Raw genomic sequence first — 14402 nt, 5'->3', positions numbered from 1 at the left:
AAACTATACGACAGCTGGTTAACTCTCAGACCGCTCTGTCACCATTAATCAGTTTGTCCAATGACAACATCCGTCAATCTATCCTTGTCACCAATATGTGCCACAAATTTCAATGCTACATTCTGCATAGCAATTTCATTAGCATTCCCAATTTTCCGCGACAGTAAAAGTGCCCATTTCGCCGCTTCTCTCGATGGATCGCCGACATTGAAAATACACTCTGTAATTTCCAGCTGTTCATTGGTCGCAGAAAGGGTTCCATCTTCACGTAACTTTGCAAACCGTATTTCATCCGCATCTTCCCATTCGATGAAAAATGGATACGGTAATTCATTTGATATCGGTTGGTCGACGAATAGCATTCTCCATTTCCTTAATTGGCCATCAGCTGTTCTTCGTTGTGCATCCAGTACGCCTGATGTATGGAATCCTTTGTTTTCAATTTCTTCATTAAATTGCTTAATATCCGCAACAGACAGACAAATCGTCCCCCAGCCTTCTCCTTCCTCTAAATCATGAAGCAATAACTTTGTCAGCGAATGGTCCACTTTCTCTGCAATCTCTTGTCGCTCTACCGATAACCATTCAATATACGCATTTTTTGTGTAAAACAACGCATTATGCGTTCCCCACTTTTCATGACTACCACCAACTACCACGTGACGTCCATTTTTTTGTTGCTCCTCCACAATTTCCGCAGGTTCTTTTCCAGTAAAATAAACGACATGGTCGAGTTTCATAATCCTAGTCCCCCTTTATTATTTCCAGCTATATGAAAAGCCTGCAGTCTAATCACCGCAGGCTTTCAAATTACTTATCTTCGTTAAGGATATCAAGTGCTGCCGAGAATTCTTTGTCAATCTCAGCATTTGGTTTATAAGTGATATTACTAACGACAACTGCAACAATGAGACAAAGTAGGAAGCCAGGAACGATTTCATACAGATTGTCTTTCAATACAGCGACATTTCCCCAAATCATAACTGTAATAGCACCAGCAATCATTCCCCATAGCGCCCCTTTTGTTGTAAGTTTGCGCCAGTAAAGGGATAGAAGGATGATCGGACCGAATGCAGAACCAAATCCAGCCCATGCAAATGAGACGATGCTCAGAATTGATTCATTGTTTGGCCAAGCAAGTACCATAGCAATGACTGAAACAGCGAGAACAGCCATTCTTCCTAAAAATACATAGTGCTTATCCGTTGCGTCTTTCTTCATAAACGTTTTGTATAAATCTTCGACAAGCGCGGAAGAGGATACAATCAATTGAGAAGAAATTGTACTCATAACAGCAGCAAGAACAGCAGCAAGCATGATTCCAGCAATGAATGGATGGAAGATAATTTGTCCAAGGACAATAAATACCGTTTCATTATCCACAAGTGTTGCACCTGTGTTCTGCTGGTAATAAGCAATCCCGATAAGTGCGGTTGCAACCGCACCGAACAAGCTTAAGAACATCCAGCTAATTCCGATGCGACGTGCCTTTTTCGCTTCTCTGTGCGAGCTAAGTGCCATGAAGCGGACAATGATATGCGGCTGTCCGAAGTAACCGAGTCCCCATGCAACCGCTGACAAAATACCAAGGAAGGTCGCTCCCGAGACGAAATTCAGCAATTGTGGATCGACGGCACGGATACTAGCCGTCGTTTCTGTAAATCCTCCTGTGATGAAGATACCGACAATCGGCACAAGAAGAAGTGCAAAGAACATGACGATACCTTGAACAACGTCCGTATAACTGACCGCCAAGAATCCTCCGAATAATGTATAAAAAATAACGACAGCCGAAACAATCAATAGACCTGTGTGATATTCCAACCCAAATGAGCTAAGGAAGAACTTCCCGCCCGCAACCATTCCTGAAGACACATAAAACGTGAAGAAAATAAGAATGATAACACCAGAAGCAATGCGTAAAAGTCGTGATTTATCTTTCAGGCGACTTTCCAAATAACTCGGGATTGTAATGGAGTCACTTGATACCTGTGTATAAACGCGAAGACGCGGTGCGACAAACACCCAGTTCAAGTAAGCCCCAATTGTTAATCCGACTGCAATCCATGCTTCAACTAACCCGTTGAGATAGATGGCACCCGGCAATCCCATAAGTAACCAGCCCGACATATCTGCAGCGCCAGCACTGAGAGCGGTTACAGCCGGTCCAAGCGCACGTCCGCCCAGCATATAATCAGTAAGATTGGACGTGCGTTTGAAGGCATACCATCCAATGAAAACCATCGCTGCCATGTATATAATAATTGCAATTAACTGATACGTGTCATTAGACATGATGAATCCCCCTTTTTTAAGATCTTTTCTATCATATCACCTTTCTGATAAATGAAAATCACTTTTTTAATTGTACTAGTTATTATTACACGATAAATAGACACGGAACGAGGCAATTAATCCATACCTCCTGCATTTCCCGGGAAATAACTGAGTTTCGACACGAAGTTTTACATATTTCAATAGAAAAGTGGCTAATAAAATAGAACTTTAGTATATTTCAAGAAATTAAACGCCAGGGGGATGACGTTTAAAGCATGACCATGCGGGAATTGAGTTTATGAGGAGGTGATTTCCAGTGCCATGGAACAATAATGATTATCCTGCTTCATTCAAAAACCTTGAGCCCGCAGTGAGGAAGAAAGCTATCGAAATTGCCAATGCTCTTCTGCGTGAAGATTATGATGAAAGCCGTGCAATCTCAATTGCCACAACAAGAGCAAGAGAATACGTAAATGGAGACGACAATGACCGTCCAGGATATGAAGTGAAACCGCGTGAAAACGACTGGGTTCTTATGAAAGCTGCTGGTAAGAAAGCTATTTTTACAGAAGATACGAAAAACGGTCTTTTGGATAAAGCAAAACCATACGTCAATAAGCAAAACGGCATCCTGACTATTTATCATGAAGATGGTTCGCTTGCAGAAACTTTATATGAATAAAAACAAGCGTATTCCCCCATTTCAGAGGGATACGCTTATTTTCATTGATATGATTTCTCTGTGGACATTTCACGCAATTTAAACTTTTGAACTTTTCCCGAGGCAGTCATTGGATATTCATTCGTGAATTCAATATATTTTGGAACCTTATGGTGTGAAATATTTCCTTTACAAAATTCGCGTACTGATTCTTCGTTTAGCTGCACGCCTTCTTTCGGTATAATCCAAGCCATCAGCTCCTCGCCGTATTTCACATCCGGCACCCCTACGACTTGCACGTCTGAAATATCAGGGTGCGTGTACAGGAACTCCTCGACTTCTTTCGGATAAATATTTTCTCCGCCACGGATGACCATGTCTTTAATGCGCCCAGTAATATCGATATAACCGTTTTCGTCCATTACGGCTATGTCGCCTGTATGGAGCCAGCCTTCTACATCTATCACTTCACGTGTCGCTTCCGGATTATTGTAATAGCCCTTCATAACATGGTATCCACGTGTGCAAAGTTCCCCGGGTACGTCGACGGGCATTTCTTCACCCGTTACAGGATCGATAATTTTCACTTCTACATTCGGGTGCGGTTTGCCCACAGTCGATACACGTTTTCCAATTGGATCATCTGTTTTCGTCTGTGTAATAACAGGTGATGATTCTGTTTGTCCGTAGCAGATTGTAATCTCACTTGCCCCCATGTCCTCGATGACACGCTTCATCACCTCAATCGGACAGACTGAGCCTGCCATAATGCCAGTACGAAGCGAAGACGTATCGTATTTAGTGAAATCAGGATGATTTAACTCTGCTATAAACATTGTCGGTACGCCATGGAGTGCTGTACATTTCTCCTCCTGAACTGCTTTAAGTACTTGTAGCGGATCGAACTGTTCAAGCAAAATCATCGCCGAACCATGCGTCACTGCTGCAAGCGTTCCCAATACACAGCCGAAACAATGAAAAAACGGAACAGGAATGCAGACACGGTCCTGCCCTGTCAACTTCATATAATCACCGATTTGTTTGCCATTGTTGACAACGTTATTATGCGTCAGCATAACTCCTTTCGGAAAACCAGTAGTGCCTGATGTATATTGAATATTAATGACATCGTCAGGATCGAGTGATCGGAATTGCTGTTTAAACTGCTCATCCGTAACCTTATCCGCATGCGTTATGAACTCCGACCACTTATACATTCCTTCTACTTCCCGCTCCGTCATCAGGATGATCCGTTTAAAATGGGGTAGTTTTTCACTCGATATGAAACCTTTCTCACTTGTAATTAGTTCAGGACAAACCGTACGGATAATATCTATATAACTCGTTCCTTTAAAACTTTCATCCAGGATGAGTGTCGTTGCCTCCGATTGTTTCAGTAAATACTCCAGTTCTGTAGCTTGGTAATTTGTATTCACTGTAACGAGGACTGCCCCCATTTTCCCCGTCGCGTATTGGCTAAGTAGCCATTCCGGCTTATTGTCCGACCATATTGCAACATGCTCTCCTTTTTCGATTCCCATGCCAATAAATGCTTTTGCAAGAGTGTCCGTTTCTTCATCAAATTCCTGATATGTTTTCCGAATCCCATGTTCCGGATAGATATACGCTTCATGCGTAGGTTGAAGACGCGCCTGTTCTTTTACAATTTCCCCCACTGTCTTGCGTAATAACGTCATAATTCATTCCCCTTCTCTGCATCAATCATATATTTATATATTATCACAAAATTCTAAAGGTTGGAAAATATATTATTGATAATTAAATCATATTCTCTTAATCCTTTGCTTTATTTTACGTAAAAAAGTGTGCTGATCCGCTTTTCAAAGCAGAACAGCACACTTCATTTCATTCAACAGGGAAGACTCGGCCCCTTACATCTTTGTACACGACATGCTGTCGTTCAAGCTTTGTGGGCGAGTCAAGACCTGCTGCAGCGGCGATTCGGAAAAGTCCTTCCCGCATCGTCAAAATATAATTTGTGACACGGTATTTTTTCTCTTCCACAACAAGCCCCTGTTGTAATTTCTTATCTGTTGTCGCAACACCTGCTGGACAATCATTTGTATGACAACGATGGGCCATAATGCATCCGACCGAAATCATAAAACCCCGAGCAATTTGAACCAAATCCGCGCCCATCGCTAAAACAATTGCCGCCCGGTCTGGTGTCGTAATTTTACCCGAAGCAATGATTTTCACCCGATCACGCACTTCAAATTTCCTGAGCGCATCGTCAAGAAGAATGATTGCAGAGCGAAGTGGCAATCCTAAACTGTCTGCAAGGTCCTGATACGTTGCGCCCGAACCTCCTTCACCGCCATCAAGGGAGATGAAATCCGGACCCATGCCTGTTTCATGCATGAACGACGCGAGTTCTTCCGCATCCTGTTTACCGCCGATAACGACTTTAATACCAACTGGTTTACCAGAAGTTTGCCGAATTTCATCGATGAAATTGAAAAGCGTCGGATAATCATCAAACTGATGAAAGCGGTTCGGACTGTTGATAGTCGTATAGGGAACGACATTCCGGATTGCCGCAATTTCTTCCGTTACTTTCGCACCTTCTACGTGGCCGCCACGCATTTTGGCACCCTGCGCTAACTTAATTTCAAATGCTTTCACTTGCGGGATTTCCGCTTTTTCACGGACCCGTTCCAAGCTGAACTCACCATCTTCTGTCCTGAATCCGAACAGACCGGAACCAATTTGTGCGATAATATCCGCATCGCCCGCCAAATGATGCGGTGATAGACCGCCCTCGCCAGTATTCATCCAAGCACCCTTTGCCATGCCAATGCCCTTTGATAGTGCCGTGATTGCATTTTCCCCAAGCGCCCCGTAGCTCATCCCAGATTGACCAAGCATACTGCGAACATTGAATGGATGCTCACAGTTCGGTCCAATGACAATCGCATCCTCTTCCGGCAACAGCCATGGTAATGTTGGAATTTCTTCGCGGTGTTCTTTTCGCGAAAAGAGATTATCTTCATCTACGATATAGCGCATCGTATCCACTAAATTTTCATTGTCTACACGCATTTCCTCATTCTGCATTGTGAACATCGCGTTTCGTATATAATAACCCGATTCTTCAAAATCTCGTTTTGAACCGAAACCGATGATGCTATTCAAATATTTTCCCGGCATTACCATGCGCAAGTATTCCTCACGATTGAACGGTTCACCGTCATTATCATCATCGAAAAGATATTGCCGAAGCTCAGGCCCGGTCTTCTCAAGCATGTAGCGCATCCGCCCTAAAATCGGGTAATTTCGAAGAATCGCATGTTGCTTTTGTCTTCTGTCATAAAAGTAAAGAAAAATGGCAATCGTAATTGGTATGATGACTAGAAACAGGATTAACAAAGTTGTTGTAATCGAAATACTTTCCACCCAATTCATTGCTCCACCCCTTATTTAAGCTTTATAGGTAGTTTACCACTATCGTAGTCTGTTAATCTTAATTCACAAAACAAATTTTGGAGGGATCCCATGGTTATCGAATTATTAACTGCACATGCATCCGTGCGAAAATATAAAGATATTGCATTGTCAAAAGAAGAAGTCTACGAACTTATTCGTGCAGGGCAACATGCCGCCAGTTCTCATTTTGTACAAGCATACTCTGTCATCTATGTCACAGACGTTGACAAGCGGAAGCAGCTAGCCGAACTTGCCAAAAACCCGCAACAGATTTTATCAGCAGGCGCCGTCTTGGTGTTTTGTGCGGACTATTGCAGATTAAAAAAGGCAGCTCAGTTAGTGGGGAAAGACATTAACTTCTCCTCCGCTGAAAATGTACTTGTCGGCTCCATCGACGTTGCTTTATTCGCTCAAAACGTCGCTATTGCAGCTGAGTCAAAAGGCTTCGGTATCTGTTATATCGGCGGAGTCCGCAATGCTCCGGAAGAAATAAGTGAATTACTATCACTTCCAAAAGGCGTTGCCCCATTGTTCGCCATGACAATCGGTGTTCCAGACGAGGCGAATGAAGTGAAGCCCCGCTTACCAGTAGAGGCGATCATTCATGAAAACGGTTATGATGCCGATAAATACGATGAAATTATTCCAGCATATGATGAGATAATGAACAATTACTATTTGAGCCGCGGCTCCAATCGAAAAGATGCCGCCTGGTCCGATTCCATGGCTGACTTCTTGGAAGCTCCTAGACGTACCTATATGAAAGAATTTTTGAAGAAACAGGGATTTGAGTTTAACTAGGAGTGATGAAAATGCAATTTGAAGAATTAGTGGATGAACTGACACTCCGGATGACCGACGGTACTTTCATTGGGGGGACAATCAGTCAAGCCCGCACGAAAACAGATGACTTAAAACGGGTGAAAGTGAAGCCCGTGGAAATAAAGGGCCAGTTGCATATTCAATTTGAGTATCAGTACGAACGGGTTTTAAACCATGAAAATGTGATGCCTGAAGTACTGCGGCCACACTTACAGCAACTGCTTGAGCAATTTAGACAAGTCCACGCTGAATTTTCCGCCGAAAAGATTCATGTTCAACTGACGAAGAAGTTCAAAGTGATGTGGAAATCGGAAAAAGCACTATCTGAGAAAGTGGTCGATCTCTCGCATAACCGAAAAAAAAACTATTTACTCGATGAAAATACACCTTATCCATTTCTTGTTCGACTTGGTGTTCAGACACCCGACGGCAAGGTAAAAAAGCAGAAGCATGATAAGTTCAGGCAAATTAACCGGTTCGTTGAATTCATCGATGACGCCCTCGCCCATTTGCCGAAAGACCGTACTGTCCGCATTCTCGATTTCGGTTCCGGTAAATCATATTTGACGTTCGCGCTTTATCACTACTTGCGGATTGAAAAAGGACTGGATATTAAGGTAACCGGACTGGATTTGAAAAAAGAAGTGATTGAAGAATGTAACTTGATTGCAAAGGATCTTGGTTACGATAACCTTGAATTCCTGGTGGGGGATATCAATGACTATAATGATGAAACCTCAGTCGATATGGTCGTTACATTGCACGCATGTGATGTGGCAACAGATATGGCGCTTGCCCGTGCCGTAAAATGGGGAGCGAAAGTCATCTTAAGCGTCCCTTGCTGCCAGCATGAATTGTTCTCGCAGGTCAATTCCCCGGCACTCGACGTTATGCTTCAGCACGGACTTATCAAAGAACGGTTTGCCGCACTGGCTACTGACTCGATCCGTGCTGAATTATTGTCACTCGTCGGCTATGAAGCACAGCTTCTTGAGTTCATCGATATGGAACATACACCAAAAAACATCTTGATACGCGCTTATAAAACCGGTCGAGAGGCTTCAACTGAAGAAATAACACGTTACACTGAATTCAGGCACCTGTTGAAAGCCGATCCATTCTTAGAGAAGGAACTAAAAAGCTTATTGCCTTTTTGAATAAATAGAGTTCTGCAGAAATCATCCACGCTTGCTTGACGCAAGTGTGGATATTTTTTTCAATTTATTGAAACACGTGGTATCATTTAGAACAATTAGTTTTATTCATATAAAGGAGATAACTATATGCCGATATACAACAAACTCGTGCGCGACCGGATTCCCGAAATCATCGAAAAATCCGGCCAGACTTGCAATACGCGCCTTTTAGATGAAGACGAGTACATAATCGAAATCAATAAAAAAATGTATGAAGAAATGGAGGAATACGAGGCTGCCGAGACGACGGATGATGCCATCGAGGAGCTGGCAGATTTGTTGGAACTCATCCATGCGGCTTTATCCCATTACGGTGCGTCATTTGAAGACTTAGAAAAAGTAAGAGTTGAAAAGGCGGAGAAGCGCGGCGGTTTTGACGACCAGATTTATTTGATGAATGTTGAAGAGGACGATAGTTAAAAACACAAACCAATAAATATAGAAACCTGCCGCGTAGGCTCTTTTCTTCCTATTTACTGAATTAGTTTATGGTAAAACAAAGAAATCACTCATTCGGTTTATCTAACTCGACTGCCATAAAGGCATACCCATCCCGTTCATGCTGTCCTGAAAAGACGACTGGAACGCGCTCGCTAAAAATCGGTCCATCTACAACGACAGTATGGAATTCACCAGATTCCCCACACGCATCAATTCCGAGTGCTTCAAGTTCGTCCATTAGTTCTTCAGTAAATTTACGTCCTATGAAGTGTGCCGGCATCATTTTCGTGTTAACGACAATGATGTATGCCTCGAATCCCTCTTTTATAAATTCTTCCAAGATCTTGCGGCGCGGCTCCATCCATAGCGGATGAACTGCTTCCATGCCGACTTTTGCACATGTTTTTTGGACCCACTCTAAATGGTCTTCAAGATCAATATCCCCAAACACCCCGTGGTGGATATCTGATGCAATACATTCGCTCATCGCATCTAAAAATTGCGCCTCATACCCTTGCCAGTCAGACCCTCGTATCATTAAAGGAATACCAATTCTCCTTGCCTGGGCTTCTACAACCTCTAAAGGCAAAGCATGCGATTTTGATCGTTCTACGTCCTCTTCAAACATGGTCCATAAACGTTTTGGGATGCCCCCCGCTTTTATCGCACGATAATAAGCCATAGCTGAATCTTTCCCGCCGCTCCATGAGGCTACAAACGGTATACCTTCCATCTTGCTTCCCCCCTGTGTAGTAAATTATTAGGTTTTATTCACTTTACCATAGAATTACCAATGTTTCGAAGAGAGTTCTTCTAATTGAATTTTATCATCGAATGAAATCCCAAAACTTTTTTGTCATATCCCCCGTCAAATAACTATAACGTGTTCGCGACATGTTGAAAATTGGAGAAGGTGAATCTTTTGTCATGACAAAAAAAGAAAAGTTCGAACTCGTAGAAAAATTTATAGTGGAAAATCGGGAAGCTCATTATCGCCTTGCGTACAGTTACGTTAGAAATAAAGAAAATGCACTCGACATTGTCCAAGACGCCATTTTAAAAGCCCTAAAATCAATTGATCGACTTGAAGAGATTGCCTATTTGAAAACCTGGTTCTACCGGATTATTGTTAACACATCCATTGACTTCATCCGAAAACATCAACGCATTACAGTGATGGACGATGACATTCTTGGCGTGCATTTGCCTCAGTTAGAGGATGACATTACCGACATGGATTTGCAAGATGCCATTGACCAGCTACCTCCGAAGTATAGATCTCTTATCATTCTCCGTTTTTTTGAAGATTTAAAGATTGATGAAATCGCCGTGATCATGGATGAAAACGTCAACACGGTAAAGACACGATTATATGCAGCACTGAAAAAGTTGCGCATTGAAATTGGGGAGGAGTTCAGATTATGAAAAAAATGAATAAATTAAAAAAGAAGTATGACGAGATAGAGATTCCGCCTGAGTTGGAGGATGTCGTAAAAGATTCGATTAAGCAAGCAAAGGCCTCACAAAAAAAACGACCATTTCTAAAACAATGGACGATAGGTGCCGCCGCAGCCGCCGCATTATTCATCGGCAGCATCAATATGAGCCCATCTTTTGCGCAGGCAATGGCAAACGTTCCACTTCTTGGAGCGATTGTGGATGTATTTACCGCGCAACAATTGACTGTCGATAAAGAGACGTACCAAGCGAATGTCGCTACACCGGCAATTGAAGGACTGGCGGATGAAGAGTTGCAAGCTTCATTAAATAAGAAGTACATCGAAGAAAACAAAGTGCTTTTCGAACAATTTCAACAGGATGTTGCGGAATTGGATAAGGCCGGCGGCGGTCATCTCGGTGTCGACACTGGTTATGAAGTGAGAACGGATACTGAGCAACTTCTATCGATTGCTCGCTATGAGGTGAATACGGTCGCCTCCTCTTCAACTACAATGAAATATGACACAATTGATAAGCAGAACAGTATTTTAATCACACTACCTAGTCTTTTCAAAGATGACAAATATATCGCTACCATTAGTTCGTATATAGCTGGTGAAATGAAGCGACAAATGGCGGCAGATGAAGATATCTCATATTTCTTGAATGACGAATTTGGAGCGGATTTTGAAAAAATCAAACCCGATCAGAATTTCTATATCACAGCTAACAATAAACTCGTTATTTCATTTGATGATTATGAAGTCGCGCCCGGTTATATGGGTATCGTGACATTTGAAATTCCAACCAATATCTTGAGTGATCTGTTGGTCAGTGATGCATACATTAATTAATCCCTTTCCATGAGAAAAGCAGATACATAAATGTGTCTGCTTTTCTCTTATTATTATGCTGGCATTGGCGTATCTGTAGGTAACGCGTAGCCTTCTTTGTAAGTTTCATCAATGAATTCACGGATTTCTTTCAGCGTTTTACCTTCTTGCTTCATCATTACAGATTGCACGGCGATGTCGAGGCAGACCTGACAGCGTGTGCCATGGTCATCCCAGACGACAGAACCGTCTTCACGCACTTCGTCGATAAAGCAATTCAAGTTACTGCCATGTCCCGCACTTTCGCCACAACCGCAATAACAAGGCATCCAATCAATGACGTCCGTTGCCGTCCCCGCCAATTGATAGACAAGACGCATGTCTTCCGATTTGTCATCCAGGAAGGACGGTAAAGTAGCTGCTGAAGCCGTAACTTCCTGTAAGTCGCCGTTTGGCGCATGCTTTTGTTCCCCGTGTGCCATGTCGTGTTCTTTCTCGCTTGGCTGGGCTTTATCGCCGCATGCAGAAAGGACAAGAACCGCCGCTAGTATAATGAACAATAATTTCTTTTTCATATAGTGCTCACTCCCGATTCGCGTAGTTGTCCATTCATCATAACGCAACCAATTGTTTTGATGGGTTACAGATTTGTGGACAATTAAGGATGCCTACGATTATCATTTTGCTTAATCCAATAACGGATTCCTTTCCCAGCATACGGTTCATCCGAAAATCTTGGAATAACATGCAAATGCGCGTGCGGAATCGACTGACCGCCTGTTTTCCCCGTATTCCAGCCAACCGAATATCCATCGTGTCCGTTCCGCTCTTCCAAATAGTCTTTCGCTTTTATTAGGAGCTCCTGTGTATCTATCAATTCCTCCGCGGTTAATGAAAAAACATCCACTGCATGCCGTTTCGGAACGATAAGTCCGCTTCCTTCCAGCACTGTTTGTTCGGAAGACTTTTGAATATAAGCACATGTCTTATTTTCAAAGATAATTTGCTGCTCCGGGTCCGCTGACAAATTGCAATATGGACACTCTTTTTCGTGCATACAGTCGACTCCTTATTTCCCAATCATTTTTGAAGGAACGACATACTCGTCAAACTGTTCTTCTGTCAGCAAGCCTGATTTAAGTGCCGCCTCTTTTAGCGTTGTGCCTTCCGCGTGGGCAGTTTTCGCGATTTTCGCTGCATTTTCGTAACCGATATAAGGGTTAAGTGCTGTCACAAGCATGAGTGAATTTTGAACTTTGCGATCAATTTCTTCACGATTTGGTTCAATGCCAACTGCACAATTATCATTGAAACTGATCATCGCATCACTTAATAATGTTACAGATTGAAGGAAGTTGAAGATGATAACCGGTTTGAAGACGTTCAGTTCGAAGTTCCCCTGGCTCGCTGCAAAGCCGATTGTTGCATCGTTCCCCATGACTTGTGCCACAACCATTGTAAGTGCCTCACTTTGTGTCGGGTTCACTTTTCCTGGCATGATGGAACTTCCTGGTTCATTTTCAGGAATGGTAATTTCACCGATGCCTGAACGTGGTCCGCTTGCCAACCAGCGTACATCGTTGGCAATTTTCATAAGGTCCGCCGCAAGCGCTTTAATGGCGCCGTGAACATAAACAACTTCATCATAACTCGTCAATGAATGGAATTTATTTTTCGCAGATGTGAATTCAATACCAACTGCTGAACTGATCTCAGCTGCAACTCGATCACCGAATCCAACAGGTGCGTTCAGACCTGTTCCAACGGCTGTCCCGCCAATTGCGAGTTCTTTCATTGACTCAACGCTGTCTGTAATCATTTTTTCCGTTTTCTCTAACATACGGTGCCAACCGCTAATTTCTTGACCAAGCGTTAAAGGCGTAGCATCTTGCAGATGTGTACGGCCGATTTTAATGATATCCATGAATTCTTCTGATTTCTTGCCCAGCGTTTCTTTTAAAACGTTAATTGCCGGTACAAGTTGCTGTTGGACAGCGATGACACCTGCAACATGCAGCGCTGTCGGGAATGTGTCATTCGAGCTTTGTGACTTGTTCACATCGTCGTTCGGATGAAGGCGCTCTTCTTCGCCCCACTCTTCAAGAAGTTGATTGCCGCGATGTGCAAGCACTTCATTCATGTTCATATTCGACTGCGTGCCACTACCTGTTTGCCACACAACAAGCGGGAAATGATCATCCAATTTCCCGGAAATCACTTCATCCGCCGCGAAAGAAATCGCCTTCATTTTTGCTTCAGAGATAGCACCATGTGCATGGCTTGCGATTGCTGCTGATTTTTTCAAATGGGCAAATGCACGGACGACACCAATCGGCATTCTTTCTCCGCCGATTTTAAAGTTTTGTTTACTACGCTGTGTTTGCGCCCCCCATAGCTTGTCCGCAGGTACTTTAATTTCCCCAAATGTGTCATGTTCAATACGATAATCCATCATTCATCCCTCTTTCAATTGTAAGTATTCCCATTATCGCATGATTGGCACCTTTTTTTCATCCGCCCAGTCTTGGATGAATGCTTTTTGCCGAGGATTCAAGTTTCCTGGTAATTCATCTCTGCCGAAGAAACGATGTGCTTTGCTTTCTGTCCCCCTCTGTTGCAGTTCACCCCAATAGGTCTCTGAATGAAAAATAACTTGCACACTGTACACCTGATCACCGTTCGGATAAGCCACATAACATGACTCTCCGGAGTATAGTCCGAACAACTGAAGCTCTCCTACCGTTAATCCAGTCTCTTCATATGTCTCCCGTCTTGCTGTTTCTTCAAACGTTTCCCCGAGCTCCATCACGCCACCCGGAATACACCAATTGTCTTCATCTGTACGATGTTGTAGCAATACTTTGCCCCCATTAGTTAGTATGACGCCGCAGCCAACTGTTAAGAGCGGTTTCTGTCCAATCATTATCCGCATCGATTGAATATAGTCCATTGGATTTCCCCCTATGTATTCCTTCTATATTTTTAGTATATAGAAAAGACCCGGTTGCCCGGGCCTTCCCCTATCCTTTATTTCCAATCGAATTGGTTGCCCTTCAATTTAGGGATTGAACTGGGTACCTTTTCCGGCTTTGAGACCGTTCGGATACCCTTTCCCATCGTACCTCTCATGATATTGTTCAACAATAAAGGCAACATCTTTCAACCAGACTACAGAATGCGCACGCATGATTTTTGCACCTTCGATTGCTTGGGACTTCATGGGGCCCATTCTTCCTCTGTCCGCTATTGTCTGAATATTTATATTATAACAAGTCGCATTCGAGT

16 protein-coding genes are annotated in these 14402 nt (G+C 43.1%); 6 read left to right on the top strand and 10 right to left on the bottom strand.

Annotated features, from left to right (window positions below):
• Positions 1 to 44: 44 nt before the first annotated feature.
• Positions 45 to 740, bottom strand: a complete 696-nt coding sequence (locus MKZ11_RS06525) for a VOC family protein (protein WP_340793185.1) — start codon at positions 738 to 740, stop codon at positions 45 to 47.
• 70 nt (positions 741 to 810) lie between these two features.
• Positions 811 to 2295 (bottom strand): sodium/proline symporter PutP, encoded by a 1485-nt coding sequence (putP, locus tag MKZ11_RS06520; protein WP_340793184.1) that lies wholly within the window; start codon positions 2293 to 2295, stop codon positions 811 to 813.
• Between the two features lie 298 nt (positions 2296 to 2593).
• Between putP and MKZ11_RS06515 the strand changes: the two genes are divergently transcribed.
• Positions 2594 to 2959, top strand: coding sequence for a hypothetical protein (locus MKZ11_RS06515; protein ID WP_340793183.1), 366 nt, complete (start codon positions 2594 to 2596; stop codon positions 2957 to 2959).
• A gap of 41 nt (positions 2960 to 3000) precedes the next feature.
• Here MKZ11_RS06515 and MKZ11_RS06510 read toward each other — a convergent pair whose 3' ends face one another.
• Together MKZ11_RS06510 and MKZ11_RS06505 are read right to left on the bottom strand one after the other, a co-directional pair.
• Positions 3001 to 4635 (bottom strand): AMP-binding protein, encoded by a 1635-nt coding sequence (locus MKZ11_RS06510; RefSeq protein WP_340793182.1) that lies wholly within the window; start codon positions 4633 to 4635, stop codon positions 3001 to 3003.
• Positions 4636 to 4804: 169 nt separating this feature from the next.
• Positions 4805 to 6364 carry an FMN-binding glutamate synthase family protein gene (locus tag MKZ11_RS06505; protein WP_340793181.1) on the bottom strand — a complete coding sequence of 520 codons (1560 nt, stop codon included), beginning with the start codon at positions 6362 to 6364 and terminating at the stop codon, positions 4805 to 4807.
• 90 nt (positions 6365 to 6454) lie between these two features.
• Here MKZ11_RS06505 and nfsA point away from each other — a divergent pair, with 90 nt between their 5' ends.
• The 3 genes from nfsA to MKZ11_RS06490 all read left to right on the top strand — a co-directional run bounded on the left by nfsA (position 6455) and on the right by MKZ11_RS06490 (position 8823).
• Positions 6455 to 7186 carry an oxygen-insensitive NADPH nitroreductase gene (gene nfsA / locus MKZ11_RS06500; RefSeq protein ID WP_340793180.1) on the top strand — a complete coding sequence of 244 codons (732 nt, stop codon included), beginning with the start codon at positions 6455 to 6457 and terminating at the stop codon, positions 7184 to 7186.
• Between the two features lie 11 nt (positions 7187 to 7197).
• On the top strand, positions 7198 to 8364 hold the full coding sequence (locus MKZ11_RS06495; RefSeq protein ID WP_340793179.1) for a class I SAM-dependent methyltransferase: 1167 nt from the start codon (positions 7198 to 7200) through the stop codon (positions 8362 to 8364).
• Between the two features lie 126 nt (positions 8365 to 8490).
• On the top strand, positions 8491 to 8823 hold the full coding sequence (locus tag MKZ11_RS06490) for a nucleoside triphosphate pyrophosphohydrolase (RefSeq protein WP_340793178.1): 333 nt from the start codon (positions 8491 to 8493) through the stop codon (positions 8821 to 8823).
• Positions 8824 to 8908: 85 nt separating this feature from the next.
• On the opposite strand, the gene MKZ11_RS06485 is transcribed toward MKZ11_RS06490, so the two are convergent.
• Positions 8909 to 9577: a Dph6-related ATP pyrophosphatase gene (locus MKZ11_RS06485; RefSeq protein WP_340793177.1), complete on the bottom strand. Its 669-nt coding sequence runs from the start codon at positions 9575 to 9577 to the stop codon at positions 8909 to 8911.
• Positions 9578 to 9771: 194 nt separating this feature from the next.
• Here MKZ11_RS06485 and MKZ11_RS06480 point away from each other — a divergent pair, with 194 nt between their 5' ends.
• Together MKZ11_RS06480 and MKZ11_RS06475 are read left to right on the top strand one after the other, a co-directional pair.
• The gene (locus MKZ11_RS06480; RefSeq protein WP_340793176.1) at positions 9772 to 10269 is read left to right on the top strand and encodes an RNA polymerase sigma factor; all 498 of its coding nucleotides are present in this window, start codon (positions 9772 to 9774) and stop codon (positions 10267 to 10269) included.
• On the top strand, positions 10266 to 11138 hold the full coding sequence (locus MKZ11_RS06475) for an RsiV family protein (protein WP_340793175.1): 873 nt from the start codon (positions 10266 to 10268) through the stop codon (positions 11136 to 11138). The genes MKZ11_RS06480 and MKZ11_RS06475 overlap by 4 nt, the downstream gene beginning before the upstream one ends.
• A gap of 53 nt (positions 11139 to 11191) precedes the next feature.
• Here the strand turns inward: MKZ11_RS06475 and MKZ11_RS06470 are convergent, their stop codons facing one another.
• The 5 genes from MKZ11_RS06470 to MKZ11_RS06450 all read right to left on the bottom strand — a co-directional run bounded on the left by MKZ11_RS06470 (position 11192) and on the right by MKZ11_RS06450 (position 14337).
• Positions 11192 to 11692, bottom strand: a complete 501-nt coding sequence (locus MKZ11_RS06470) for a PCYCGC motif-containing (lipo)protein (RefSeq protein WP_340793174.1) — start codon at positions 11690 to 11692, stop codon at positions 11192 to 11194.
• 83 nt (positions 11693 to 11775) lie between these two features.
• The gene (locus tag MKZ11_RS06465; RefSeq protein WP_340793173.1) at positions 11776 to 12174 is read right to left on the bottom strand and encodes an HIT family protein; all 399 of its coding nucleotides are present in this window, start codon (positions 12172 to 12174) and stop codon (positions 11776 to 11778) included.
• Between the two features lie 12 nt (positions 12175 to 12186).
• Entirely contained in the window at positions 12187 to 13569 is a 1383-nt protein-coding gene (gene fumC / locus MKZ11_RS06460; protein ID WP_340793172.1) for a class II fumarate hydratase, read from the bottom strand.
• A gap of 33 nt (positions 13570 to 13602) precedes the next feature.
• A complete protein-coding gene (locus tag MKZ11_RS06455) occupies positions 13603 to 14067 on the bottom strand; it encodes an NUDIX hydrolase (protein WP_340793171.1) in 465 nt (154 codons plus the stop codon).
• A gap of 108 nt (positions 14068 to 14175) precedes the next feature.
• On the bottom strand, positions 14176 to 14337 hold the full coding sequence (locus tag MKZ11_RS06450; protein WP_340793170.1) for an HD domain-containing phosphohydrolase: 162 nt from the start codon (positions 14335 to 14337) through the stop codon (positions 14176 to 14178).
• Positions 14338 to 14402: the final 65 nt, after the last annotated feature.

This window comes from Sporosarcina sp. FSL K6-1508, assembly GCF_038007465.1.
GTDB lineage: Bacteria > Bacillota > Bacilli > Bacillales_A > Planococcaceae > Sporosarcina > Sporosarcina psychrophila_B.
The sequence above is the reverse complement of the archived record's forward strand: the minus strand, read 5'-3'. Positions and strand labels throughout refer to the sequence as shown.